Source organism: Pantoea sp. SYBGC1, assembly GCF_057197005.1.
On sequence record NZ_JBXUNM010000003.1, the window covers coordinates 115,729 to 136,876 of the forward strand.

At 55.1% G+C, this 21,148-nt stretch carries 19 protein-coding genes and 1 tRNA gene; 1 reads left to right on the forward strand and 19 read right to left on the reverse strand.

Annotation, left to right across the window (positions count from 1 at the left end):
• From AC2CF9_RS07785 to sdhC, 19 genes are all read right to left on the reverse strand, one after another.
• A tRNA-Lys gene (locus tag AC2CF9_RS07785) sits at nucleotides 1-76 on the reverse strand.
• A 166-nt stretch (nucleotides 77-242) separates the two neighbouring features.
• Nucleotides 243-1,031 (reverse strand): cell division protein CpoB, encoded by a 789-nt coding sequence (gene cpoB / locus AC2CF9_RS07790; RefSeq protein ID WP_071668993.1) that lies wholly within the window; start codon nucleotides 1,029-1,031, stop codon nucleotides 243-245.
• Nucleotides 1,032-1,040: 9 nt separating this feature from the next.
• Entirely contained in the window at nucleotides 1,041-1,568 is a 528-nt protein-coding gene (pal, locus tag AC2CF9_RS07795; protein ID WP_039383250.1) for a peptidoglycan-associated lipoprotein Pal, read from the reverse strand.
• Nucleotides 1,569-1,635: 67 nt separating this feature from the next.
• Nucleotides 1,636-2,931: a Tol-Pal system beta propeller repeat protein TolB gene (tolB, locus tag AC2CF9_RS07800; protein ID WP_484556706.1), complete on the reverse strand. Its 1,296-nt coding sequence runs from the start codon at nucleotides 2,929-2,931 to the stop codon at nucleotides 1,636-1,638.
• A gap of 117 nt (nucleotides 2,932-3,048) precedes the next feature.
• Complete coding sequence (gene tolA / locus AC2CF9_RS07805) at nucleotides 3,049-4,404, reverse strand: cell envelope integrity protein TolA (RefSeq protein ID WP_484556707.1); 1,356 nt, start codon at nucleotides 4,402-4,404, stop codon at nucleotides 3,049-3,051.
• Nucleotides 4,405-4,429: 25 nt separating this feature from the next.
• The gene (gene tolR / locus AC2CF9_RS07810; RefSeq protein WP_039383244.1) at nucleotides 4,430-4,858 is read right to left on the reverse strand and encodes a colicin uptake protein TolR; all 429 of its coding nucleotides are present in this window, start codon (nucleotides 4,856-4,858) and stop codon (nucleotides 4,430-4,432) included.
• 13 nt (nucleotides 4,859-4,871) lie between these two features.
• Nucleotides 4,872-5,558, reverse strand: coding sequence for a Tol-Pal system protein TolQ (gene tolQ / locus AC2CF9_RS07815; protein ID WP_039383242.1), 687 nt, complete (start codon nucleotides 5,556-5,558; stop codon nucleotides 4,872-4,874).
• Nucleotides 5,555-5,959: a tol-pal system-associated acyl-CoA thioesterase gene (gene ybgC, locus AC2CF9_RS07820; RefSeq protein ID WP_039383240.1), complete on the reverse strand. Its 405-nt coding sequence runs from the start codon at nucleotides 5,957-5,959 to the stop codon at nucleotides 5,555-5,557. The genes tolQ and ybgC overlap by 4 nt, the downstream gene beginning before the upstream one ends.
• A 250-nt stretch (nucleotides 5,960-6,209) precedes the next feature.
• Nucleotides 6,210-6,323: a cytochrome bd-I oxidase subunit CydX gene (gene cydX / locus AC2CF9_RS07825; protein WP_484556708.1), complete on the reverse strand. Its 114-nt coding sequence runs from the start codon at nucleotides 6,321-6,323 to the stop codon at nucleotides 6,210-6,212.
• Between the two features lie 15 nt (nucleotides 6,324-6,338).
• The gene (gene cydB / locus AC2CF9_RS07830) at nucleotides 6,339-7,478 is read right to left on the reverse strand and encodes a cytochrome d ubiquinol oxidase subunit II (protein ID WP_484556709.1); all 1,140 of its coding nucleotides are present in this window, start codon (nucleotides 7,476-7,478) and stop codon (nucleotides 6,339-6,341) included.
• A 12-nt stretch (nucleotides 7,479-7,490) separates the two neighbouring features.
• Nucleotides 7,491-9,062, reverse strand: a complete 1,572-nt coding sequence (gene cydA / locus AC2CF9_RS07835; RefSeq protein ID WP_484556710.1) for a cytochrome ubiquinol oxidase subunit I — start codon at nucleotides 9,060-9,062, stop codon at nucleotides 7,491-7,493.
• 550 nt (nucleotides 9,063-9,612) lie between these two features.
• Nucleotides 9,613-10,488 carry a succinate--CoA ligase subunit alpha gene (gene sucD, locus AC2CF9_RS07840; RefSeq protein ID WP_039383236.1) on the reverse strand — a complete coding sequence of 292 codons (876 nt, stop codon included), beginning with the start codon at nucleotides 10,486-10,488 and terminating at the stop codon, nucleotides 9,613-9,615.
• Nucleotides 10,488-11,654 (reverse strand): ADP-forming succinate--CoA ligase subunit beta, encoded by a 1,167-nt coding sequence (gene sucC, locus AC2CF9_RS07845; RefSeq protein ID WP_484556711.1) that lies wholly within the window; start codon nucleotides 11,652-11,654, stop codon nucleotides 10,488-10,490. The genes sucD and sucC overlap by 1 nt, the downstream gene beginning before the upstream one ends.
• Nucleotides 11,655-11,721: 67 nt before the next feature.
• A complete protein-coding gene (gene odhB, locus AC2CF9_RS07850) occupies nucleotides 11,722-12,936 on the reverse strand; it encodes a 2-oxoglutarate dehydrogenase complex dihydrolipoyllysine-residue succinyltransferase (protein ID WP_039383234.1) in 1,215 nt (404 codons plus the stop codon).
• 15 nt (nucleotides 12,937-12,951) lie between these two features.
• Nucleotides 12,952-15,759, reverse strand: a complete 2,808-nt coding sequence (gene sucA / locus AC2CF9_RS07855; protein WP_484556712.1) for a 2-oxoglutarate dehydrogenase E1 component — start codon at nucleotides 15,757-15,759, stop codon at nucleotides 12,952-12,954.
• A 206-nt stretch (nucleotides 15,760-15,965) separates the two neighbouring features.
• On the reverse strand, nucleotides 15,966-16,682 hold the full coding sequence (locus AC2CF9_RS07860) for a succinate dehydrogenase iron-sulfur subunit (protein ID WP_039383229.1): 717 nt from the start codon (nucleotides 16,680-16,682) through the stop codon (nucleotides 15,966-15,968).
• Nucleotides 16,683-16,696: 14 nt separating this feature from the next.
• On the reverse strand, nucleotides 16,697-18,463 hold the full coding sequence (gene sdhA, locus AC2CF9_RS07865; RefSeq protein WP_150017493.1) for a succinate dehydrogenase flavoprotein subunit: 1,767 nt from the start codon (nucleotides 18,461-18,463) through the stop codon (nucleotides 16,697-16,699).
• Nucleotides 18,464-18,811: a succinate dehydrogenase membrane anchor subunit gene (gene sdhD / locus AC2CF9_RS07870; RefSeq protein ID WP_065649844.1), complete on the reverse strand. Its 348-nt coding sequence runs from the start codon at nucleotides 18,809-18,811 to the stop codon at nucleotides 18,464-18,466.
• A complete protein-coding gene (gene sdhC / locus AC2CF9_RS07875) occupies nucleotides 18,805-19,194 on the reverse strand; it encodes a succinate dehydrogenase cytochrome b556 subunit (protein WP_484556713.1) in 390 nt (129 codons plus the stop codon). Before sdhC ends, sdhD begins: the two co-directional genes overlap by 7 nt.
• A gap of 632 nt (nucleotides 19,195-19,826) precedes the next feature.
• On the opposite strand from sdhC, the gene AC2CF9_RS07880 reads away from it, so the two are divergent.
• Entirely contained in the window at nucleotides 19,827-21,110 is a 1,284-nt protein-coding gene (locus AC2CF9_RS07880) for a citrate synthase (protein ID WP_039383219.1), read from the forward strand.
• Nucleotides 21,111-21,148: the final 38 nt, after the last annotated feature.

The window sequence follows — 21,148 nt, forward strand, 5'->3', positions numbered from 1 at the left end:
TGGTGGGTCGTGCAGGATTCGAACCTGCGACCAATTGATTAAAAGTCAACTGCTCTACCAACTGAGCTAACGACCCATCTTCAGCGTCGCCGATACGCATTTACATATGTCCCGGCAACGGCGGCATATATTACTGATTTAGCGGGAGGGCGCAACCCTTATTTTCCCGCAAATGGCTCAACTGCTTACCTTTCAGGCGGCAAGACCAGAAATCAGGCGAAATCTGGTCTTTTTCGTACAAATTACAATCCGGCCAGCCGCTTTTGCGCCTGCTTTGCTGACTCACTATCCGGGAACTGTTTGATCACCTGCTGATAAACCGCTTTGGCTTTTGCTGTGTCTTTTTTATCCTGCATGATCACGCCAACCTTAAACAGCGCTTCCGCCGCTTTCGGTGATTTGGGATAGTTCTTCACCACCGTGGCAAAATAGTAAGCCGCATCATCCTTCTTGCCTTTGTTGTAATGCAGCTGCCCCAGCCAGTAGTTAGCATTTGGCTGATAGGTAGAGTCAGGATACTTCTTCACCCATGCCTGCAGCGCAGAGATAGCCTGATCGTACTGCTTCTTCTCCAGAATCAGCGCGACGGCAGCGTTGTAATCGGTATTTGCATCGCCGGTTTGTGCGGGTGCGGCAGCCGTATTACTGCTACCCGCATCAGCGTTTCCCGCTGCGGCACCGGCAGCATCAGCGTTACCGCCGCTCTGTGCAGCGGACTGGCTGCTGCTTAACGTGTCGAGCTGTTGATAAAGCTGCTTCTGACGCTCAACCGCCTGGTTAAGCTGATAGCTGTTCTGCTGGATCTGCCCGCGCAGGGAATCGATGTCGCTCTGATTATCGCTCATCTGCTGCTGTAACTGCTGCAGCAGCTGCGCCTGAGCATTGGAGATACGTTCAAGAGTGGTGACACGGTCTTCGACCGAGCCTGAGCCAACGCTACTGATTGACGCCTGGGCATTAGCGGCCCAGGGGGCCGCTACGCCAACCAGTAACGACAGACCCGCAAGGGATAGTCTGAAGTTACTAATCATATGATTCTCTTAGTAAACCAGTACAGCACGACGGTTTTTAGCGTACGCTGATTCGTCATGGCCCAGTACGGCTGGTTTCTCTTTACCGTAAGATACGATAGACATCTGATCGGCAGAGACGCCTTTGCCCTGCAGATACATTTTCACTGCGTTAGCACGACGCTCGCCCAGGGCGATGTTGTACTCTGGCGTGCCGCGCTCATCCGCATGACCTTCGATAGTCACTTTGTAAGACGGGTTGCCGCGCAGGAAAGCTGCGTGCTGATCCAGCATCTGAGCATAGTCAGACTGCACGTCATACTTGTCCAGACCGAAGTAAACGATGTTGTTCTGCTGCAGCTGCTGCATCTGCAGACGCGCCTGCTCGTCAGAAGACATGTTGCCGCCGTTCATGCCAGCGCCAGAGCCCGCACCATACGCACCATCAGCACCCATACCGGACTGATCGTTGTTGTTGTTTTTGTGTGAGCTACAAGCAGCGACTGCAATCACTGGCAGAGCCAGCATTAAACCCTTCAGCATTTTGTTCAGTTGCATTTCTTTATCCTATTATTTTGTTTGCCATACATTGACTCCCCCGCCTGCGAGGCAAGGGAGCGATGCATCACAGATACGGCGACCAGGCAGGTGATTTTACCTGTCCATCAGTTGCCGGAAGACGCGCTTTGAAACGCCCGTCAGTTGAAACCAGCTGCAGCACGGATCCCATCCCCTGAGTAGAGCTGTAAATAACCATGGTGCCGTTTGGTGCCAGACTTGGCGTTTCATCCAGGAACGTGTCCGTTAACGTCTGAACGGCTCCCGTTTCCAGATCCTGTTTGGCGACGTGCTGCGCGCCACCGGCGCTGCTGATCATCACCATGGTTTTACCGTCGGTCGACACATCCGCATCCTGGTTCTGTTTGCCTTCCCAGGTAATACGCTGTGGCGCGCCGCCGTTAATACCCACTTTATAAATCTGCGGTGCACCCGCCTGATCCGAGGTATACGCCAGGGTCTGGCTATCCGGGAACCAGGTTGGCTCAGTGCTGTTATAGCGGCCGTCTGTTACCTGACGGATCTGACCTGAGCCCAGGTCCATTACATAGAGATTCAGGCTGCCCGTTTTAGAGAGGGCGAAAGCCAGCTTAGAACCATCCGGTGAGAACGATGGTGCACCGTTGTGACGCGGGAAGGAGGCAACCTGACGAATAGCGCCATTTGCCAGCGTCTGGATCACCAGCGCTGATTTACCGCTCTCAAACGTAACGTAGGCCAGTTTGCTGCCGTCAGGTGACCAGGCCGGTGACATCAGCGGCTGCGGTGAACGGTGGACCACAAACTGGTTGTAACCATCGTAGTCAGACACGCGCAGCTCATACGGGAACTGGCCGCCGTTGGTCTGCACAACATAAGCGATACGAGTGCGGAACGCGCCTTTAATGCCGGTCAGCTTTTCAAAGACTTCATCACTGGCAGTATGCGCCGCATAGCGCAGCCACTGTTTTGTTACTTTGAAGGAGTTTTGTGCCAGTACGCTGCCCGGCGCACCACCGGTGTCGACCAGCTGATAGGCGACCTGATAGCTGCCATCGGCGTTAGGTGAGACCTGACCGACGACCACGGCATCGATGCCCAGCGCGCTCCATGCGGCAGGCTGAACTTCCTGCGCGCTGCCGGGCTGCTGCGGCAGACGTGAGCGATCCAGCGGATTGAATTTACCACTGTTGCGCACGTCAGCTGCCACAATGCCGCCGACATCTTCTGGCGCCGCGCCAGGGCCGGCCCATTTAAACGGTACTACGCCAATCGGACGGGCAGTGTTAACGCCCTGCGTAATTTCAATGCGTACTTCTGCGTGCAGCACAGCGGCCCACAGCAGTACAAAAAAACCTAAGGTTACACGAAGTGCCTGCTTCATCTTATCTCCCTTACCTGAACCTGAGTTCACGATAATTCGCACAGTTCCTGAAAAAACACGAGTATTTTATAGAATACGGCAAGCTAACCTTAGTTCAACCTGCCGTACGTTACTGCATTATTGCGGCTTAAAATCCAGCGGTGCATTTTTAAATACTTCGTACACAGCCTGACTCGGCGGCTTTGGAATACGGGCCTGTCGTGCAGCTGCGGCCGCGGCCTGACAGAGCGCAGAATCGCCGCTCTGAGGAGTAACATTAGCCAACGTACCATCGGACATCATGACAATACGTAACGTACAGGTGCGTCCTTTATAGCTTTCCCAATCGTAAAATTTACTTTTGATTGCAGCCTGAATTTGCCCTGCATAGTTACTAATGTCTGCAGCTGATGCACCCGCTTTCTTCTGATTGCCCTGCCCTGCTGCACCACCGCCGCCGGCTGCAGCACCACTCTTCGGCGCGTTTTTACCGGAGGAGAGGCCGCCCAGCAGATCGTCAACGTCGCTTTCGCCCTGCGCGGCTTCAGCAGCCGCCTTTTTCTTCGCGTCCGCGGCTGCTTTGGCTTTCGCCGCTGCATCTGCTTTTGCTTTAGCGGCTGCATCCGCTTTCGCTTTGGCAGCGGCGTCTGCTTTCGCTTTCGCCTCAGCGGCCGCTTTCTCTTTAGCCGCTTCAGCTGCTTTCTCTTTAGCGGCTTCCGCAGCTTTTTCCTTTGCCGCCTCTGCTGCTTTCTCTTTGGCTTCCTGCGCAGCTTTGGCTTTCGCCTCTGCCGCTGCTTTAGCTTTGGCATCGGCCGCTGCCTGCGCTTTCGCTTCCGCCTGCGCTTTGGCTTTCGCTTCAGCTGCCGCTTTCGCCTGCTCTGCTGCTTTCTCTTTTGCAGCATCCGCTGCCGCTGCTTTCGCCTGCTCTTCCACCTGTTTCTTCGCCTCGGCAGCAGCCTGCTTCGCTTCAGCTGCTGCGGTTGCTTTCGCTTCTGCTGCTGCTTTAGCGCGCGCGTCTGCTTCTGCTTTCGCATCTGCTTTCGCCTGTGCGGCAGCCGCTTCAGCCGCTTTTTGCTGCTCCTGAGCCTGCTTTGCAGCTGCTTCGGCCGCTTTCTGCTGCTCAGCCTGCTGTTTAGCCTGCTCTTTCGCTTCCTGCTGCGCCTGCAGCCGCTCTTTTTCCAGCGCTTTCAGACGCTGCTGTTCGGCGGCCTGCTTCTGCTGTAGCTCTTCCGCCTGCTGCTGCGCCTGCTTTTTCCGCTGCTGTTCTGCGCGCTGGCTGTCGCTCTGCTGATTTTGCTGACGATTATATTGTTCAACCACAGCCCCGGGATCGACCATGACGGCATCAATATCGCTACCGCCGCCGCCGCCGCTCGCTTCAATATGTTCGTTGAACGAGCTCCAGATCAGCAGCGCGATCAGCACGATGTGCAGCGCCACCGAAACGATAATTGCGCGTTTCAACTTCTGGTTCTGTTCGGTTGCCTTCGACACTCTCGGTTCCCAAAAACAAGTCGCGTTAAATCGGCTGCGTCATCAGACCGACTGATTTGACGCCAGCCTGATGAAGCAGGTTCAGCGCTTTAATGATTTCGTCGTAAGGCACATCTTTGGCCCCGCCAATCAGAAACACGGTTTTAGGATTGGCCTCAATACGACGCTGCGCTTCACTCACAACCTGCTCAGGCGGCAGCTGGGTCATACGATCGTGATCCACCACCAGGCTGTATTGTCCTACACCAGCTACTTCAACAATCACCGGCGGATTATCATCGCTGGCGACCGTTTTGGAGTCAGTGGCGTCCGGCAGATCAACTTCCACGCTCTGCGTAATGATTGGCGCGGTTGCCATAAAGATAAGCAGCAGCACCAGCAGCACATCGAGCAGCGGAACAATGTTGATTTCCGACTTAAGATCGCGGCGTCCGCGACCACGGGTTCTGGCCATCGTAAACCTCGACTTACTTCGTATTGTCGCTAGAGAAAGCCTGACGATGCAGGATAGCCGTGAACTCTTCCATAAAGTTATCGTAACCCTGCTCCAGCTTGTTGACGCGCTGGTTCAGACGGTTATAGGCCATGACCGCCGGGATCGCGGCAAACAGGCCGATTGCAGTGGCGATCAGCGCTTCTGCGATACCCGGTGCCACCATCTGCAGCGTGGCCTGCTTGACTGCGCCCAGCGCGATGAAAGCGTGCATGATCCCCCATACGGTACCAAACAGACCGATATAGGGGCTGATAGAACCCACGGTGCCGAGGAAAGGAATATGGGTCTCCAGCGCTTCCAGCTCGCGATTCATAGAGATACGCATGGCGCGGCTGGCGCCCTCAACCACCGCTTCCGGCGCATGGCTGTTTACGCGATGCAGGCGGGCAAACTCTTTAAAGCCAGCGTAGAAAATTTGTTCCGAACCGCCCAGCTCATCACGACGCCCCTGGCTCTCCTGATAGAGACGCGAGAGTTCGATACCGGACCAGAACTTATCTTCAAAGGCGTCCGCTTCGCGTCCTGCCGCATTCAGAATGCGCGTACGCTGGATGATGATTGCCCAGGAGGCAATAGAAAAGCCGATCAAAATCAACATGATAAGTTTGACCAGAAGGCTCGCCTTCAGGAACAAATCAAGAACATTCATGTCAGTCACTGCTTGAACTCCGCGACAATAGACTTGGGAAGCGCAATCGGCTTCATCAGGTGTGGGTTAATGCAGGCGATCAGGACATCCGCCTCGTTGAGCACCCTGCCTTCAGCATTGACGATACGCTGGGTAAAGGTCATGGTTGCGCGGGTCATTGAGGTCACTTCGGTCTGTATCTCCAGAAGGTCGTCAAGGCGAGCCGCGGCGATGAACTCCACCGTCATGCGCCGTACCACAAATGCGACCTGCTCTTCTAACAGGACGTGTTGATTGAAATGGCGCTGACGCAGCATTTCGGTACGTGCTCGTTCATAAAAAGCAAGATAGCTGGCGTGGTAAACCACACCTCCGGCATCGGTATCTTCATAGTAGACCCGCACCGGCCAGCGAAACAGCGTTGTACTCACTCTACATCCCGGTCTCATTTTTAAACGTTGCTACTATACGCAAGAGCGATCCGCTTGGGAATGGTCCGCCAGAGCCAGAAGAAAATAATTATCTGACGGTAACAACCAGAAGGAATTACTCAACATTTCCTGACCTGATGCTGACAAAAATCCTTGTCTGCAGTCAGGCATTTTTGCCGTTAACAGGCATAAAAAAGGGCCCGTCCGGACCCCTCTGTTACCGCATGCTAGCGGCCAGCGCGCTGACCGTTCAGGCGTTATCATCCTCTGCACGGCTTGCGTCTTTCTGCTCCAGCGCCAGGGCGGTAATCACACCTAATGCGCAGGCCAGCAGCGTGCCGAGGATCCAGGCAAAATACCACATGCAAAAGCTCCTTAATCAGTAGAGAGAGTGCGTGTTGCGTTCAATATCATCTTTGGTAATGCGACCGAACATTTTGTAGTAGCACCAGCTGGTGTAGGCCAGAATGATCGGCACAAAGATGAGTGCGGCGATGGTCATAATCTTCAGCGTCAGCAGGCTGGAGGTGGCATCCCAGAGGGTCAGGCTGCTGCCCGGCACAGTGCTGGAGGGCATGATGAACGGGAACAGCGCGATACCGGCGGTCATGATGACGCAGGCCAGCGTCAGGGAAGAGAAGATGAATGCCCGGGCGCCCCGCTCACCGCGCGAGCAGAGTAGTGTAAGCAGCGGCAGAACAGCGCCCAGCAGCGGAAACGCCCACAGCAGCGGCATCTGCTCAAAATTACGCAGCCAGGCGCCCGCCTCGCGCACCACCTCTTTGCCCAGCGGATTAGAGGCTGCGTGGTGATCGATAACGCTTTTCACCACATAGCCGTCAAGGCCATATTTTACCCACAAGCCCGCCAGCACAAAGGCGATAAGCATCACCAGCGCCCCCGCCTGCGCCGCGCTGCGCGCGCGTAAATGCAGCTCACCGCAGGTGCGCATCTGCAGGTAGGTGGCGCCCTGGGTCAGGATCATCGCCACGCTGATGACTCCCGCCAGCAGGCCAAATGGATTGAGCAGCTGGAAGAAATTGCCGGTATAGAACAGACGCAGATAGCTATCCGCATGAAACGGCACCCCCTGCAGCAGATTGCCAAAGGCGACGCCTATCACCAGCGGCGGGACAAAACTGCCGGCAAAGATGCCCCAGTCCCACACGGCACGCCAGCGCCTGTCTTCAATTTTGGAGCGATAATCAAAACCTACCGGGCGAAAAAAGAGCGAGGCGAGCACCAGAATCATGGCGACATAGAAACCAGAGAAAGCGGCGGCATAGACCATGGGCCAGGCGGCAAACAGCGCACCGCCAGCCGTGATCAGCCAGACCTGATTGCCGTCCCAGTGCGGTGCAATCGTGTTGATCATAATACGACGCTCGGTGTCGCTGCGTCCGAGCACGGGCGTCAGCATACCGACCCCCATATCAAAGCCGTCCGCCACGGCAAAGCCGATCAGCAGTATGCCAATCAGCAGCCACCAGACAAAACGTAACACTTCGTAGTCAAACATGGTTACTCTCCTTTAGCCACGCTCTGGCTGCGTAGCGATCTGCACTGATTCATTGTGATAGCGGCCGGTTTTCAGGCTGCCCGGCCCTAGGCGGGCAAACCGGAACATCAGATACATCTCTGCCACCAGAAACAGCGTGTAGAGTCCGCAAATCAGCGTCATCGAAAACAGCACGTCTCCCGCGGTCAGTGAAGAGTTCGCTACGGCGGTGGGTAACACTTCACCAATTGCCCACGGCTGACGCCCGTACTCCGCAACAAACCAGCCCGCCTCGATAGCGATCCACGGCAGCGGAATACCATACAGTGCGGCTTTCAGCAGCCAGCGCTGCTGACCAATCCGGTCGCGGATTACGCTCCAGAATGAGAGGGCAATAATCGCCAGCAACAGCGCGCCGCACAGCACCATGATACGGAAGGCAAAATAGAGCGGTGCCACGCGCGGAATGGCGTCTTTCACCGCCTGCTGTATCTGCGCTTCGCTGGCATCGGTGATCGTCGGGGTGTAGCGCTTAAGCAGCAGGCCGTAGCCAAGATCCTGCTTGCTGGCTTCAAACGCGCGGCGAACTTCCGGGTCCTGATTGCCATTGCGCAGCGCATTGAGCAGGCCATACGCTTTGATGCCGTTGCGGATCCGCACCTCATGCTGCGCCTGCAGTTCTTTCAGGCCGGTCACGGGTTTATCCACTGAGCGCGTGGCGATAAGGCCAAGCAGATACGGAATCTGAATCGCATATGTGTTCTCCTGCGTCTCCTGATTCGGTATACCAAATAGCGTGAAGGCAGCGGGTGCCGGCTGGGTCTCCCACTCCGCCTCAATTGCGGCCAGTTTGGTTTTCTGGACATCCCCCATCTCGTAGCCCGACTCATCGCCGAGCACAATCACCGAGAGCACCGCCGCCATGCCGAAACTGGCCGCAATGGCAAAGGAGCGGCGGGCAAACGCCACATCGCGCCCTTTAAGCAGATACCAGCCACTTATCCCCAGCACAAACATAGCGCCAGCGGTATAGCCCGCCGCCACGGTATGCACAAATTTCACCTGTGCAACCGGGTTAAGCACCAGCTCTGAAAAGCTCAGCATTTCCATACGCATGGTTTCAGCGTTGAATGCTGCGGCGATGGGATTTTGCATCCAGCCATTCGCCACCAGGATCCAGAGCGCAGAAAGGTTGGATCCCAGCGCCACCAGCCAGGTGACCGCCAGATGCTGAACTTTGCCCAGCCGGTCCCATCCAAAGAAAAACAGGCCGACAAAGGTGGATTCAAGAAAGAACGCCATTAATCCTTCAATGGCCAGCGGCGCCCCGAAAATATCGCCGACGTAGTGGGAGTAATAGGACCAGTTAGTGCCGAACTGAAACTCCATAGTAAGTCCGGTGGCCACGCCCAGCGCAAAGTTGATGCCAAACAACTTGCCCCAGAATTTGGTCATATCTTTATAAATCTGTTTGCCCGACAGCACGTAGACGGTTTCCATGATCGCCAGCAGAAACGCCATACCCAGCGTTAATGGTACGAACAGAAAGTGGTACATCGCCGTCAGGGCAAACTGTAAGCGCGACAGCTCGACAACATCTAACATAAGAACTCCTTGCTCTTCGCATGCCGCTATATTGCCGGACGGTAAACGGCGCAACAGCGTGCAGGAACGGCCGATTATTAATTCCGGTTTTATTATCCGCAGATAGCGCAATCTGCGGCCCGAAATGAGCGAGTAATAGTGGTGATAATTCCCTGAAAATATCGCTTCACATTTCTGTCATGCAGGCGTCAGCGTCAGATGCCACAATATTGATCCGGGGGCATACGACTCAGGCGACTGTTATCAGTGACAAAACTATGAATTGATGCAGCGCAATTTAAACCGGCTGGGTTGTTTTTAGCCAGCAGTAAAGTTTGCTATAACACGCTATTATTTGATCTGGATTAAGATATAAAGTTTACGAATATGTAGTCTGAAAGAGTTGTTAAAGCGATGTCAAAAGCTGCCGTGTTTAATTAAAATTACGATTACCTTTTCTGTTAGTTATTAACTTTAAAATCCGCCGCATCGGATAATAAATGAAAACAGCTGCGCTGCAGGCATAAAAAAAGCCACCCGGAGGTGGCTTATGCTTATTCAGTCAGCGCAATCAGTTAGCAGGCAGAACCGCTTTTACCGCATCACCGATATCGGCCAGGCTGCGGACGGTTTTCACACCTGCCGCTTCCAGCGCAGCAAACTTCTCGTCAGCCGTGCCTTTACCGCCGGCAATGATGGCGCCAGCATGGCCCATACGTTTGCCTTTCGGCGCCGTTACGCCTGCGATATAGCCAACAACCGGCTTGGTGACATGCTCTTTGATAAAGGCTGCCGCTTCTTCTTCCGCGCTGCCGCCGATTTCACCGATCATCACAATCGCTTCAGTCTGCGGATCGTCCTGGAACATCTGCAGAATATCGATAAAGTTAGAGCCCGGGATCGGGTCGCCGCCGATACCGACACAGGTAGACTGGCCATAGCCAATATCTGTGGTCTGCTTAACCGCTTCATAAGTCAGGGTACCAGAACGTGATACGATGCCCACGCGGCCCGGCTGATGAATGTGGCCTGGCATAATGCCGATTTTGCATTCGCCTGGGGTGATGACGCCAGGGCAGTTAGGGCCAATCATGCGCACGCCTGCTTCATCCAGCTTCATTTTCACAGTCAGCATATCCAGCGTCGGGATACCTTCAGTGATGGTGATGATCAGCTTGATGCCCGCGTCGATCGCTTCCAGGATACCGTCTTTGCAGAACGGAGCCGGAACGTAGATAACCGTTGCCGTCGCGCCGGTCGCTTCTACCGCTTCACGCACGGTATTGAACACCGGCAGGCCCAGATGGGTAGTGCCGCCTTTGCCTGGCGTTACGCCGCCAACCAGCTGCGTGCCATAAGCCAGCGCCTGCTCAGAGTGAAAAGTCCCCTGTCCACCGGTGAAACCCTGGCAGATGACTTTGGTGTTCTTGTCGATCAGAATGGACATTATTTACCCTCCGCTGCAGCAACAACGCGCTGTGCCGCGTCTGTCAGGCTGGTTGCTGCAATGATGTTCAGACCGCTGTCCGCCAGTTTCTTAGCGCCCAGCTCAGCGTTGTTACCTTCCAGACGTACCACTACCGGCACGTTGACACCCACTTCTGCCACCGCGCCGATGATGCCGTCAGCGATCAGATCGCAACGGACAATACCGCCGAAGATGTTAACGAATACCGCTTTTACCGCGTCGTCAGAGAGGATGATTTTGAAGGCTTCGGTTACGCGCTCTTTGGTTGCGCCGCCGCCGACATCAAGGAAGTTTGCAGGCTGGCCACCGTGATGCTTCACGATATCCATTGTGCCCATCGCCAGACCCGCGCCGTTGACCATACAGCCAATGTTGCCTTCCAGCGCGACATAGTTCAGCTCCCACTGCGTTGCGTGCGCTTCGCGTGGATCTTCCTGGCTTGGATCGCGCATTTCGCGCAGTTCAGGCTGGCGAAACAGTGCGTTGCCGTCTGCGCCCAGCTTGCCATCCAGGCAGATCAGGTCACCCTGTTTGGTGATCACCAGCGGGTTGATCTCAACCATCGCCAGATCGCGCTCCAGGAACATGGTAGCCAGACCCATAAAGATTTTGGTGAACTGGCTGACCTGCTTACCGGTCAGACCCAGTTTGAACGCCAGTTCGCGGCCCTGGTATGGCTGCGGTCCCGCTAACGGGTCGAGCGCCATTTTGTGGATCAGGTGCGGGGTCTCTTCCGCCACTTTTTCAATTTCCACACCGCCTTCGGTTGATGCCATGAAGATCACGCGGCGCGTGGCGCGATCGACGACCGCACCCAGATAGAGTTCCTGATCGATATCCGTTGCTGCTTCAACCAGAATCTGGTTAATCGGCTGACCCAGCGCATCTGTCTGATAGGTCACCAGGCGTTTACCCAGCCAGTGCTCAGCAAATGCACGGATCTCTTCTTTACTTTTCACTACCTTCACGCCGCCCGCTTTACCACGGCCACCGGCATGAACCTGACATTTCACTACCCACGGGCCTGCGCCAATTTTTGAGGCGGCTTCTTCGGCTTCACGTGGCGTGGTGCAGGCATAACCAGTCGGTGCTGGCATACCATACCGTGCAAACAGCTGCTTCGCCTGGTATTCGTGTAAGTTCATGATGTTCTATCCATTCAGATCTGAAACATTTAAATGTGGGCGCGCATCGCTGCGCGCCCGGCGAAAATCAGACATCCAGCAGCAGACGAGCCGGATCTTCCAGCATCTCTTTCACTGCGACCAGATAGCCTACCGATTCACGGCCATCGATCAGACGGTGATCGTAAGAGAGCGCCAGATACATCATCGGCAGGATCACAACCTGACCATTGACCGCCATCGGACGATCTTTAATGGCGTGCATGCCCAGAATGGCGCTCTGCGGCGGGTTGATGATTGGCGTTGACATCAGCGAACCAAATACGCCGCCGTTGGTGATGGTGAAGTTACCGCCGGTCAGCTCTTCAACTGTCAGCTTGCCATCACGGCCTTTCACCGCCAGCTCTTTAATTTTCTTCTCGATATCCGCCATGCTCAGCGCATCCACATCTTTCAGCACTGGCGTGACCAGACCGCGTGGGGTAGAAACGGCGATGCTGACATCGAAGTAGTTGTGGTACACCACATCTTCGCCATCGATAGAGGCGTTCACTTCCGGGAAGCGCTTCAGGGCTTCAACGACCGCTTTGATGTAGAAGGACATAAAGCCCAGACGCACACCGTGGCGTTTTTCAAACGCCTCACCATACTGCTTGCGCAGGTCCATGATGGGCTTCATGTTGATTTCGTTGAACGTGGTCAGCATGGCGGTGCTGTTTTTCGCTTCCAGCAGACGCTCAGCCACGCGTTTGCGCAGGCGGGTCATCGGCACGCGCTTCTCGCTGCGGTTAGCAACCGGAGCCGGAGCTGCCGCTTCAGCAGCCGGCGCCGCTTTCGCCTCTGGCTTTTTCGCCAGATGCTTTTCAATGTCTTCGCGCGTCAGTCGGCCACCCACGCCGGTGCCTTTGATCTGGCTGGCATCGAGATTGTTTTCCGCAATCAGACGGCGAACAGCAGGACTCAGTGCATCGCTGCTCTCTTCTTCCAGAGACGCGGACTGGCGCTGTGCCGGTGCAGATTCATTGCTCTCAACTTTCGCTGAGGTCTCTTTCCCGCCGCTGTTGCCCTCTTTCAGGCGACCAAGCAGCTGGCGCGAGGTGACGGTAGCACCCTCTTCTTCCAGCACGGCTTCCAGAATACCATCAGCAGCAGCAGGAACTTCCAGCACCACTTTGTCGGTTTCAATTTCGACCAGCACTTCATCACGGCTGACTGCATCGCCCGGTTTTTTGTGCCAGGTTGCAACCGTTGCGTCCGCTACGGATTCAGGTAAATCGGGAACGAGAATTTCTACGCTACTCATTTTCTTTCCTTTTTATTAACCAAGGTTCAGCGCGTCGTTGACCAGGTCTTGCTGCTGTTGTTGATGTACGGACATATAGCCCACGGCCGGTGAAGCAGATGCCGGACGGCCTGCGTAACGCAGCGACGCACCAAAGGGAACCACTTCGCGGAAATGATGCTGACTGCAATACCATGCGCCCTGATTCAGCGGCTCTTCCTGACACCAGACGAAATCCTGGACATGGGCATAATCTTTTAACGCTTCCTGAACCGCTTTGTGCGGGAAAGGATAGAGCTGCTCGATGCGCACAATGGCAACATCGCTCTGCTCGTTTTTGCGGCGCTGCTCCAGCAGATCGTAATAGACCTTGCCTGAGCAGAGCACCACGCGTTTAACCTGCTGCGGATCGAGCGCATCGATCTCGCCAATCGCCGGCTGGAAGCTGCCGTTTGCCAGATCGTCCAGGCTGGAGATCGCCAGCGGATGACGCAGCAGCGACTTCGGCGACATCACAATCAGCGGACGGCGCATACCGCGCAGCGCCTGACGACGCAGCATGTGGTAAACCTGAGCCGGAGTGGATGGCACGCAAACCTGCATATTCTGCTCAGCGCAGAGCTGCAGATAACGCTCCAGGCGCGCTGAGGAGTGCTCCGGACCCTGACCTTCATAACCGTGCGGCAGCAGCATTACCAGGCCACACATACGGCCCCACTTCTGCTCGCCCGAGCTGATGAACTGATCGATAACAACCTGTGCGCCGTTGGCGAAGTCACCAAACTGCGCTTCCCAGATGGTCAGCACGCGCGGCTCTGCGGTGGCGTAGCCATATTCAAACGCCAGTACCGCCTCTTCCGACAGCACGGAGTCCCAGACTTTGAACTCTCCCTGACCATTATGAATATGGTGCAGCGGCGTATAGGTAGAGCCATTCAGCTGGTTGTGGATCACCGCATGGCGGTGGAAGAAGGTGCCGCGTCCGGAATCTTCGCCAGAGAGACGCACCGGAATGCCCTCATCTACCAGCGTGGCGTAGGCCAGATTCTCTGCCCCGCCCCAGTCAAACGGTTTGTTGCCTTCCGCCATCTCTTTGCGGTCGTTGTAAATTTTGGCCACGCGCGACTGCACGTCAACCGCTTCCGGAACCGTGCTGATACGACGCGCCAGCTCCTGCAGGCGTTTCAGCTCAACCGTTTCCGGGTAGCTCTCATCCCACTCGTGGTTGAGATAAGGCGACCAGGTAAACGAGTGCAGGCTCATCGGGCGCCATTCCGGCACCACGCACTCACCGGCATCCAGCGCATCGCGATAGAGGTTAACCAGTTCGGTGGCATCTTCCTGCGAGGCTACGCCCTGGCTCTGCAGCCGGTCGGCATACAGTTTACGCGGCGTTGGATGCTTTTTAATCTTCTGATACATCAGCGGCTGCGTTGCACTTGGCTCATCCGCTTCGTTATGGCCATGGCGGCGATAGCAGACCAGATCGATAAAGACATCGCGCTTAAAGGTGTTGCGGTAGTCGAGCGCCAGACGGGTAACAAAAGCAACGGCTTCCGGATCGTCCGCGTTCACGTGGAAAATAGGCGCCAGCACCATCTTACCGATATCGGTACAGTAAGGCGTGGAACGCGCATCTCTTGGATTTGACGTGGTAAAGCCAACCTGGTTATTGATCACGATACGCACCGTACCGCCAACCTCATAACCACGCGCCTGCGACATGTTCAGGGTTTCCTGCACCACACCCTGACCAATTACCGCTGCGTCACCGTGAATGGTGATAGGCAGAACTTTGTTGCTGCCCGGCTCAGAGAGACGATCGAGGCGGGCGCGTACGGAGCCCATGACAACCGGGCTGACAATCTCCAGATGCGACGGGTTAAACGCCAGTGCCAGATGCACCAGGCCCCCTTCCGTTTCTACATCGGAAGAGAAGCCCATGTGGTATTTCACATCACCGGTACCCAGATGCTCTTTGTGCTTGCCGGCGAACTCATCAAACAGATCCTGCGGCTTTTTGCCCAGTACGTTAATCAGCACGTTCAGACGTCCGCGGTGCGCCATACCCAGCACCACTTCGCGCGTACCGCTTTTCCCGGCGTGGCGAATCATTTCGCGCAGCATAGGCACCAGCGCATCGCCACCTTCCAGTGAGAAGCGTTTGGCGCCGGGGAATTTCGCTCCAAGATATTTTTCCAGACCTTCGGCTGCGGTCAGCTCTTTCAGGAAGCCTTTTTTCTCTTCCGCGCTGAATGAAGCCTGTCCAGCCACTGATTCAAGACGCTGCTGGATCCAGCGCTTCTCTTCAGTGTTGTTAATGTGCATATACTCTGCGCCAATCGATCCGCAGTAGGTCTGCTGCAGGGCGGCGTAGAGATCGGCCAGCTTCATCGTCTCTTTGCCAATCGCAAATGAGCCTACGTTGAAACTTTCCTGAAAATCGGCGTCGGTCAGATCGTGAAAGGCCGGGTCGAGATCGGCCACGATATCCTGTTTCCACAGGCCAAGCGGATCAAGATTAGCGTGCTGATGGCCGCGGAAACGGAACGCGTTAATCAGCTGCAGGACTTTAACCTGTTTGGAGTTAGTAGCCGGATCGGTAACGGTAGAGGTGTAGCGGGTGGCATCCTTCGCCAGGCGGCGGAAATAGTCACGCGTCGTGGAGTGAAACTGCTCTGGTTTTACGCCGGTACCTGGCAACTGCTGGAACAGGTCGCGCCACACTTCATCAACAGAGTCAGGATCGGTCAGGAAATCCTCATAGAGTTGCTCTATGTAAGACTGGTTCGCGCCGGCCAGCCAGGAGGAGTCCAGCCAGGGTTTCATCGCGCTGTTCTGCATTGTGATCCCTTAAGCATTAAGCTGCTTTTTATGAGGTTTCATTTGTTGCCGCTTTCACGGCTTGCCGTAGTGAGTTCAGCGATACGAACCTGTGCGCTACCGGCGCCGGGCCCGTAAGGGAACCTTTATAAGCGTGGTCAGCACCGCGCTTATAGAGGCTTCCATACGCTGCCGGGAACCTGAGTTCCCGGCAGGACTTCTTAGCTTTACGCCCCGCGCTGCAGCAGCATCGACTTGATATGGCCGATGGCGCGCGTCGGGTTCAGCCCTTTCGGACATACGCTCACACAGTTCATAATGCTGTGACAGCGGAATACGCTGAAAGCATCACTCAGATTGTCGAGACGCGCGTCCGTTTCCGTGTCGCGGCTGTCAATCAGGAAGCGATAGGCAGCCAGCAGGCCGGCCGGACCGATAAACTTATCCGGATTCCACCAGAACGACGGGCAGGAGGTTGAGCAGCAGGCGCAGAGAATACACTCATACAGGCCATCCAGGTGCTCACGCTCCGACGGGCTCTGCAGGTGCTCACGCGCCGGCGGATTCTCACCGTTATTCAGCAGGAACGGTTTGATTTTCTCATACTGCGTATAGAACTGGCTCATGTCGACCACCAGGTCGCGCACAACCGGCAGACCAGGCAGCGGGCGAATCACGATCTTTTTGCTGCCGTTACCCAGTGCTGAGACCGGAGTAATGCAGGCCAGACCATTTTTGCCGTTCATGTTCAGACCATCTGAACCGCAGACACCCTCGCGGCAAGAGCGACGAAACGCCAGCGTTGGATCCTGCTCTTTCAGCCGAATCAGCGCATCCAGCAGCATCATGTCGCGCCCGTCTTCCGACTCCAGGGTGTAATCCTGCATGCGCGGCTTGTCATCGACGTCCGGGTTATAACGGTAGATTGAAAATTCGAGTTTCATCATGACCTCCGCAATTAATAGGTACGCGCTTTCGGCGGGAAGGCCGCGCGCAGTTTCGGCTGCATGTTCACCTCACGGCGCGTCATGCTTTCCGTTTGCGGAACATAGAGACTGTGACACAGCCAGTTTGCATCATCACGCTCCGGATAGTCGAAGCGGCTATGTGCGCCACGGCTTTCCGTGCGGAAGTTTGCGGCAACCGCGGTTGCATAAGCGGTTTCCATCAGGTTATCCAGCTCCAGACATTCGATACGCTGCGTATTGAAATCGGGTGAGCGGTCATCCAGACGCGCACTCTTCAGACGCTCGCGAATCGATTTCAGCTCGGCCAGGCCTTCACGCATGGCGTCACCTTCGCGGAACACCGAGAAGTTGTTCTGCATGCAGCGCTGCAGCGCTTTGCGGATTTCCACCGGATCTTCACCCGTGGTGTTATTTTCCCAGCGATTAAAGCGCGCCATGGCCGCATCGATCTCTTCCGCGGTAGCATCGCGCAGTTCGCCCTGCTCAGCGATACACTCCATCAGATGCACACCTGCTGCACGGCCAAACACCACCAGATCCAGCAGTGAGTTACCGCCCAGGCGGTTAGCACCGTGAACCGATACGCAGGCGATCTCACCGACCGCAAACAGGCCCGGGATCACTTCATCTTCGCCCTGCTCGTTCACGCGCAGCGCCTGTCCGGTTACGCGGGTCGGAATACCGCCCATCATATAGTGACAGGTTGGAATGACCGGAATCGGCTCTTTAACCGGATCGACATGCGCAAAGGTGCGCGACAGCTCAAGAATACCTGGCAGACGCGATTCAAGCACTTCAGCGCCCAGATGATCGAGCTTCAGTTTGATATGCGGACCCCACGGGCCATCGCAGCCACGACCTTCACGGATCTCAACCATCATCGAACGCGCAACAACATCGCGGCCCGCCAGATCTTTGGCGTTTGGCGCATAGCGCTCCATGAAGCGTTCGCCATGTTTGTTCAGCAGATAGCCGCCTTCCCCACGGCAGCCCTCGGTGACCAGCACGCCCGCACCCGCAATGCCGGTCGGGTGGAACTGCCACATCTCCATATCCTGCATCGGTACGCCGGCACGGATTGCCATGCCCACGCCGTCGCCGGTATTGATATGCGCGTTAGTGGTAGACTGGTAAATACGTCCCGCACCGCCGGTTGCCAGAATAGTTGCTTTCGCTTTGAAGTAGACGGTTTCACCGGTTTCAATACAAATAGCGGTACAACCCACAATCGCACCATCTGCGTTTTTCACCAGATCCAGCGCATACCATTCGGAGAAGATGGTGGTTTTGTTTTTCAGGTTCTGCTGATACAGCGTATGCAGCAGCGCGTGACCGGTACGGTCAGCGGCCGCAGCGGTGCGCGCTGCCTGCTCGCCGCCAAAGTTTTTGGACTGGCCACCAAATGGACGCTGATAAACGCGACCATCTTCTAAACGGGAGAACGGCAGTCCCATATGCTCCAGTTCCAGAATCGCTTCCGGACCGGTTTTACACATATATTCGATTGCGTCCTGGTCACCGATGTAATCGGAACCTTTTACGGTATCGTACATATGCCATTCCCAGTTATCGTCATGGGTGTTACCCAGCGCAACGGTAATGCCGCCCTGCGCCGATACGGTATGGGAACGGGTTGGAAAAACTTTCGATAACAGGGCACAGCTCTGGCCCGACTGGGAGATTTGCAGTGCCGCGCGCATACCCGCGCCACCTGCGCCGATCACCACGGCATCAAATTCTCTGACTGGCAAATTCATTTACACACCCCACACAACAACAGTGCCATAAACGGCATACGACAACAGCGCGACCACAATAACCAGCTGCAGCAACAAACGCGGCGCCAGCGCTTTCACGTAGTCAGTCAGCACCTGCCACATACCGATCCAGCCGTGAACCAGAATGGAGAACAGGGTCAGCAGCGTAAACACTTTGGTGAAGGAGGAGGCGAAAAAGCTGCGCCAGACATCATAGGTCAGCGTGTCGGTCATGACGACAAAGCCGAGCAGATAGATGATGTAGAGCGTAATCAGAATTGCGGAAGCACGGACCAGAAGCCAGTCGTGGATACCGTTGCGTCCTAAAGCAGAAGCATTGCTTACCATACGAGGACTCCAGCCAGAATTGAGAGCACGACAGTGATAACAAAAACCGCCTGCGCGGTACGGGCTCCCACCTGCAGGGTCTCTGCGGTAAAGCCAAAATCTGCCAGCATATGACGGATACCGCTTGCCGCATGATAGGCCAGCGCGGTCAGAATGCCCCACATAATGAATTTGGCAAAGAAGCTATCCATGATGGATGCCGCCTGCTGAAAACCTTCGGGAGAGGAGAGAGAGAGACCCAGTAACCAGAGCAGAATTCCGAGAGCGACAAACGTAATCACGCCGGAGACGCGGTGGAGAATGGACGATATTGCAGTAACGGGAAACCGGATCGTCGTGAGATCCAAGTTAACAGGTCTTTGTTTTTTCACGGTTTTGCCCACACAGCTCTTTTTTATTTTGCTTCCTCCGGTCCTGAGTTGCAGCAGAGCACTGAGCGTGTTCAGACGACAACCGCCACCAAAATAGCAACATCCAGTGTTATATGAAGCGGGTAAAACGCTGGGTGGCTCCTGGTGTCAGGGTATTCCGGAGACCTGGCGGCAGTATAGGACGATCACATTCTGATTACAATTCCCCTACAATCTGTTTGGTCACATTTAAGCTAAACAGTGATCAGACTCACGATTTTCACAAAATATACATTTTTAATTATCTGATTTGACAATAGATCAACATTTCAGTTACAAACAATCGCACTAAAGCCCTATGATGCACAAAAGTTATGGGGATACACTTTCCCCTAAGCTCAAGTTATGTAACATTGCCCTAACGAGCAACATAAACCGTCAGGTTATTGGTTACCAAGAAGTTATGTCGTGACAGGATCTTTAACATCTGCGATGAGCGCCATGTCATGTCCGAATATCCTTGCCCCGGATGCCTTAGTACTGCGTAACCTCATTACGTGCAGGTTATTGCCAGGTGATAATCTGAAGCGAGTGGTGTTACGCAACATGCGAACTATTCTGGTGTCTAAAGATCCTTACTTACCCAGGCGCTATGGAGACGAAAAATGACAGATAAAAAAGTGACGCTGACCCTACAAGACAACAACACGCTTGAACTGGATGTGATGCAAGGCACGCTGGGACAGGATGTTGTTGACGTCCGCGCCCTTGGCTCACAAGGCCTGTTTACATTTGACCCCGGCTTTACCTCTACCGCGTCGTGTGAATCCAAAATAACGTTTATTGATGGTGATGAAGGCATTCTGCTGCATCGCGGTTTCCCGATTGATCAGCTGGCGACCCACTCAAATTATCTGGAAGTCTGTTATATCCTGCTGTACGGCGAAGCGCCTACCCAGGAGCAGTTCAAAGAGTTCTGCACGACCGTTACCCGTCACACCATGATCCACGAGCAGATTACCCGTCTGTTCCACGGTTTCCGTCGTGACTCACACCCGATGGCCGTTATGTGCGGCGTAACCGGTGCGCTGGCCGCGTTCTATCATGACTCGCTGGATGTAAACATCGAGCGCCATCGCGAAATCGCTGCGTTCCGCCTGCTGTCGAAAATGCCTACCATGGCAGCCATGTGTTACAAATATTCTATCGGTCAGCCTTTTGTTTATCCGCGTAACGACCTCTCCTATGCCGGTAACTTCCTGCATATGATGTTTGCCACACCGTGTGAAGAGTACAAAGTGAATCCGGTGCTTGAGCGCGCGATGGACCGTATTCTGATCCTGCACGCCGATCATGAACAGAACGCTTCCACCTCTACTGTACGTACCGCAGGGTCATCCGGGGCTAACCCGTTTGCCTGTATCGCGGCCGGTATCGCCTCACTCTGGGGACCGGCACATGGCGGCGCCAACGAAGCTACCCTGCGTATGCTGGAAGAGATCAGCACCGTAGAGCACATTCCGGAGTTTGTGCGCCGTGCTAAAGATAAGAATGACTCATTCCGCCTGATGGGCTTTGGTCACCGCGTTTACAAGAATTACGATCCGCGCGCCACCGTGATGCGTGAGACCTGCCATGAAGTGCTCAATGAGCTGGGTATGAAAGATGACCTGCTGGAAGTGGCGATGGAGCTGGAACACATTGCGCTGAACGACCCCTACTTTATCGAGCGTAAACTCTATCCAAACGTCGATTTCTACTCCGGCATCATTCTGAAAGCGATGGGCATTCCTTCTTCAATGTTTACCGTGATCTTTGCGATGGCGCGTACCGTTGGCTGGATTGCGCACTGGAAAGAGATGCACGATGAAGGCATGAAAATTGCCCGTCCGCGTCAGCTCTATACCGGTTACACCGAGCGTCCGTTTGAGTCAGCGCTGAAAAAATAAGCGCCGTCACGCCATAAAAAAGGGCAGATTCTTCTGCC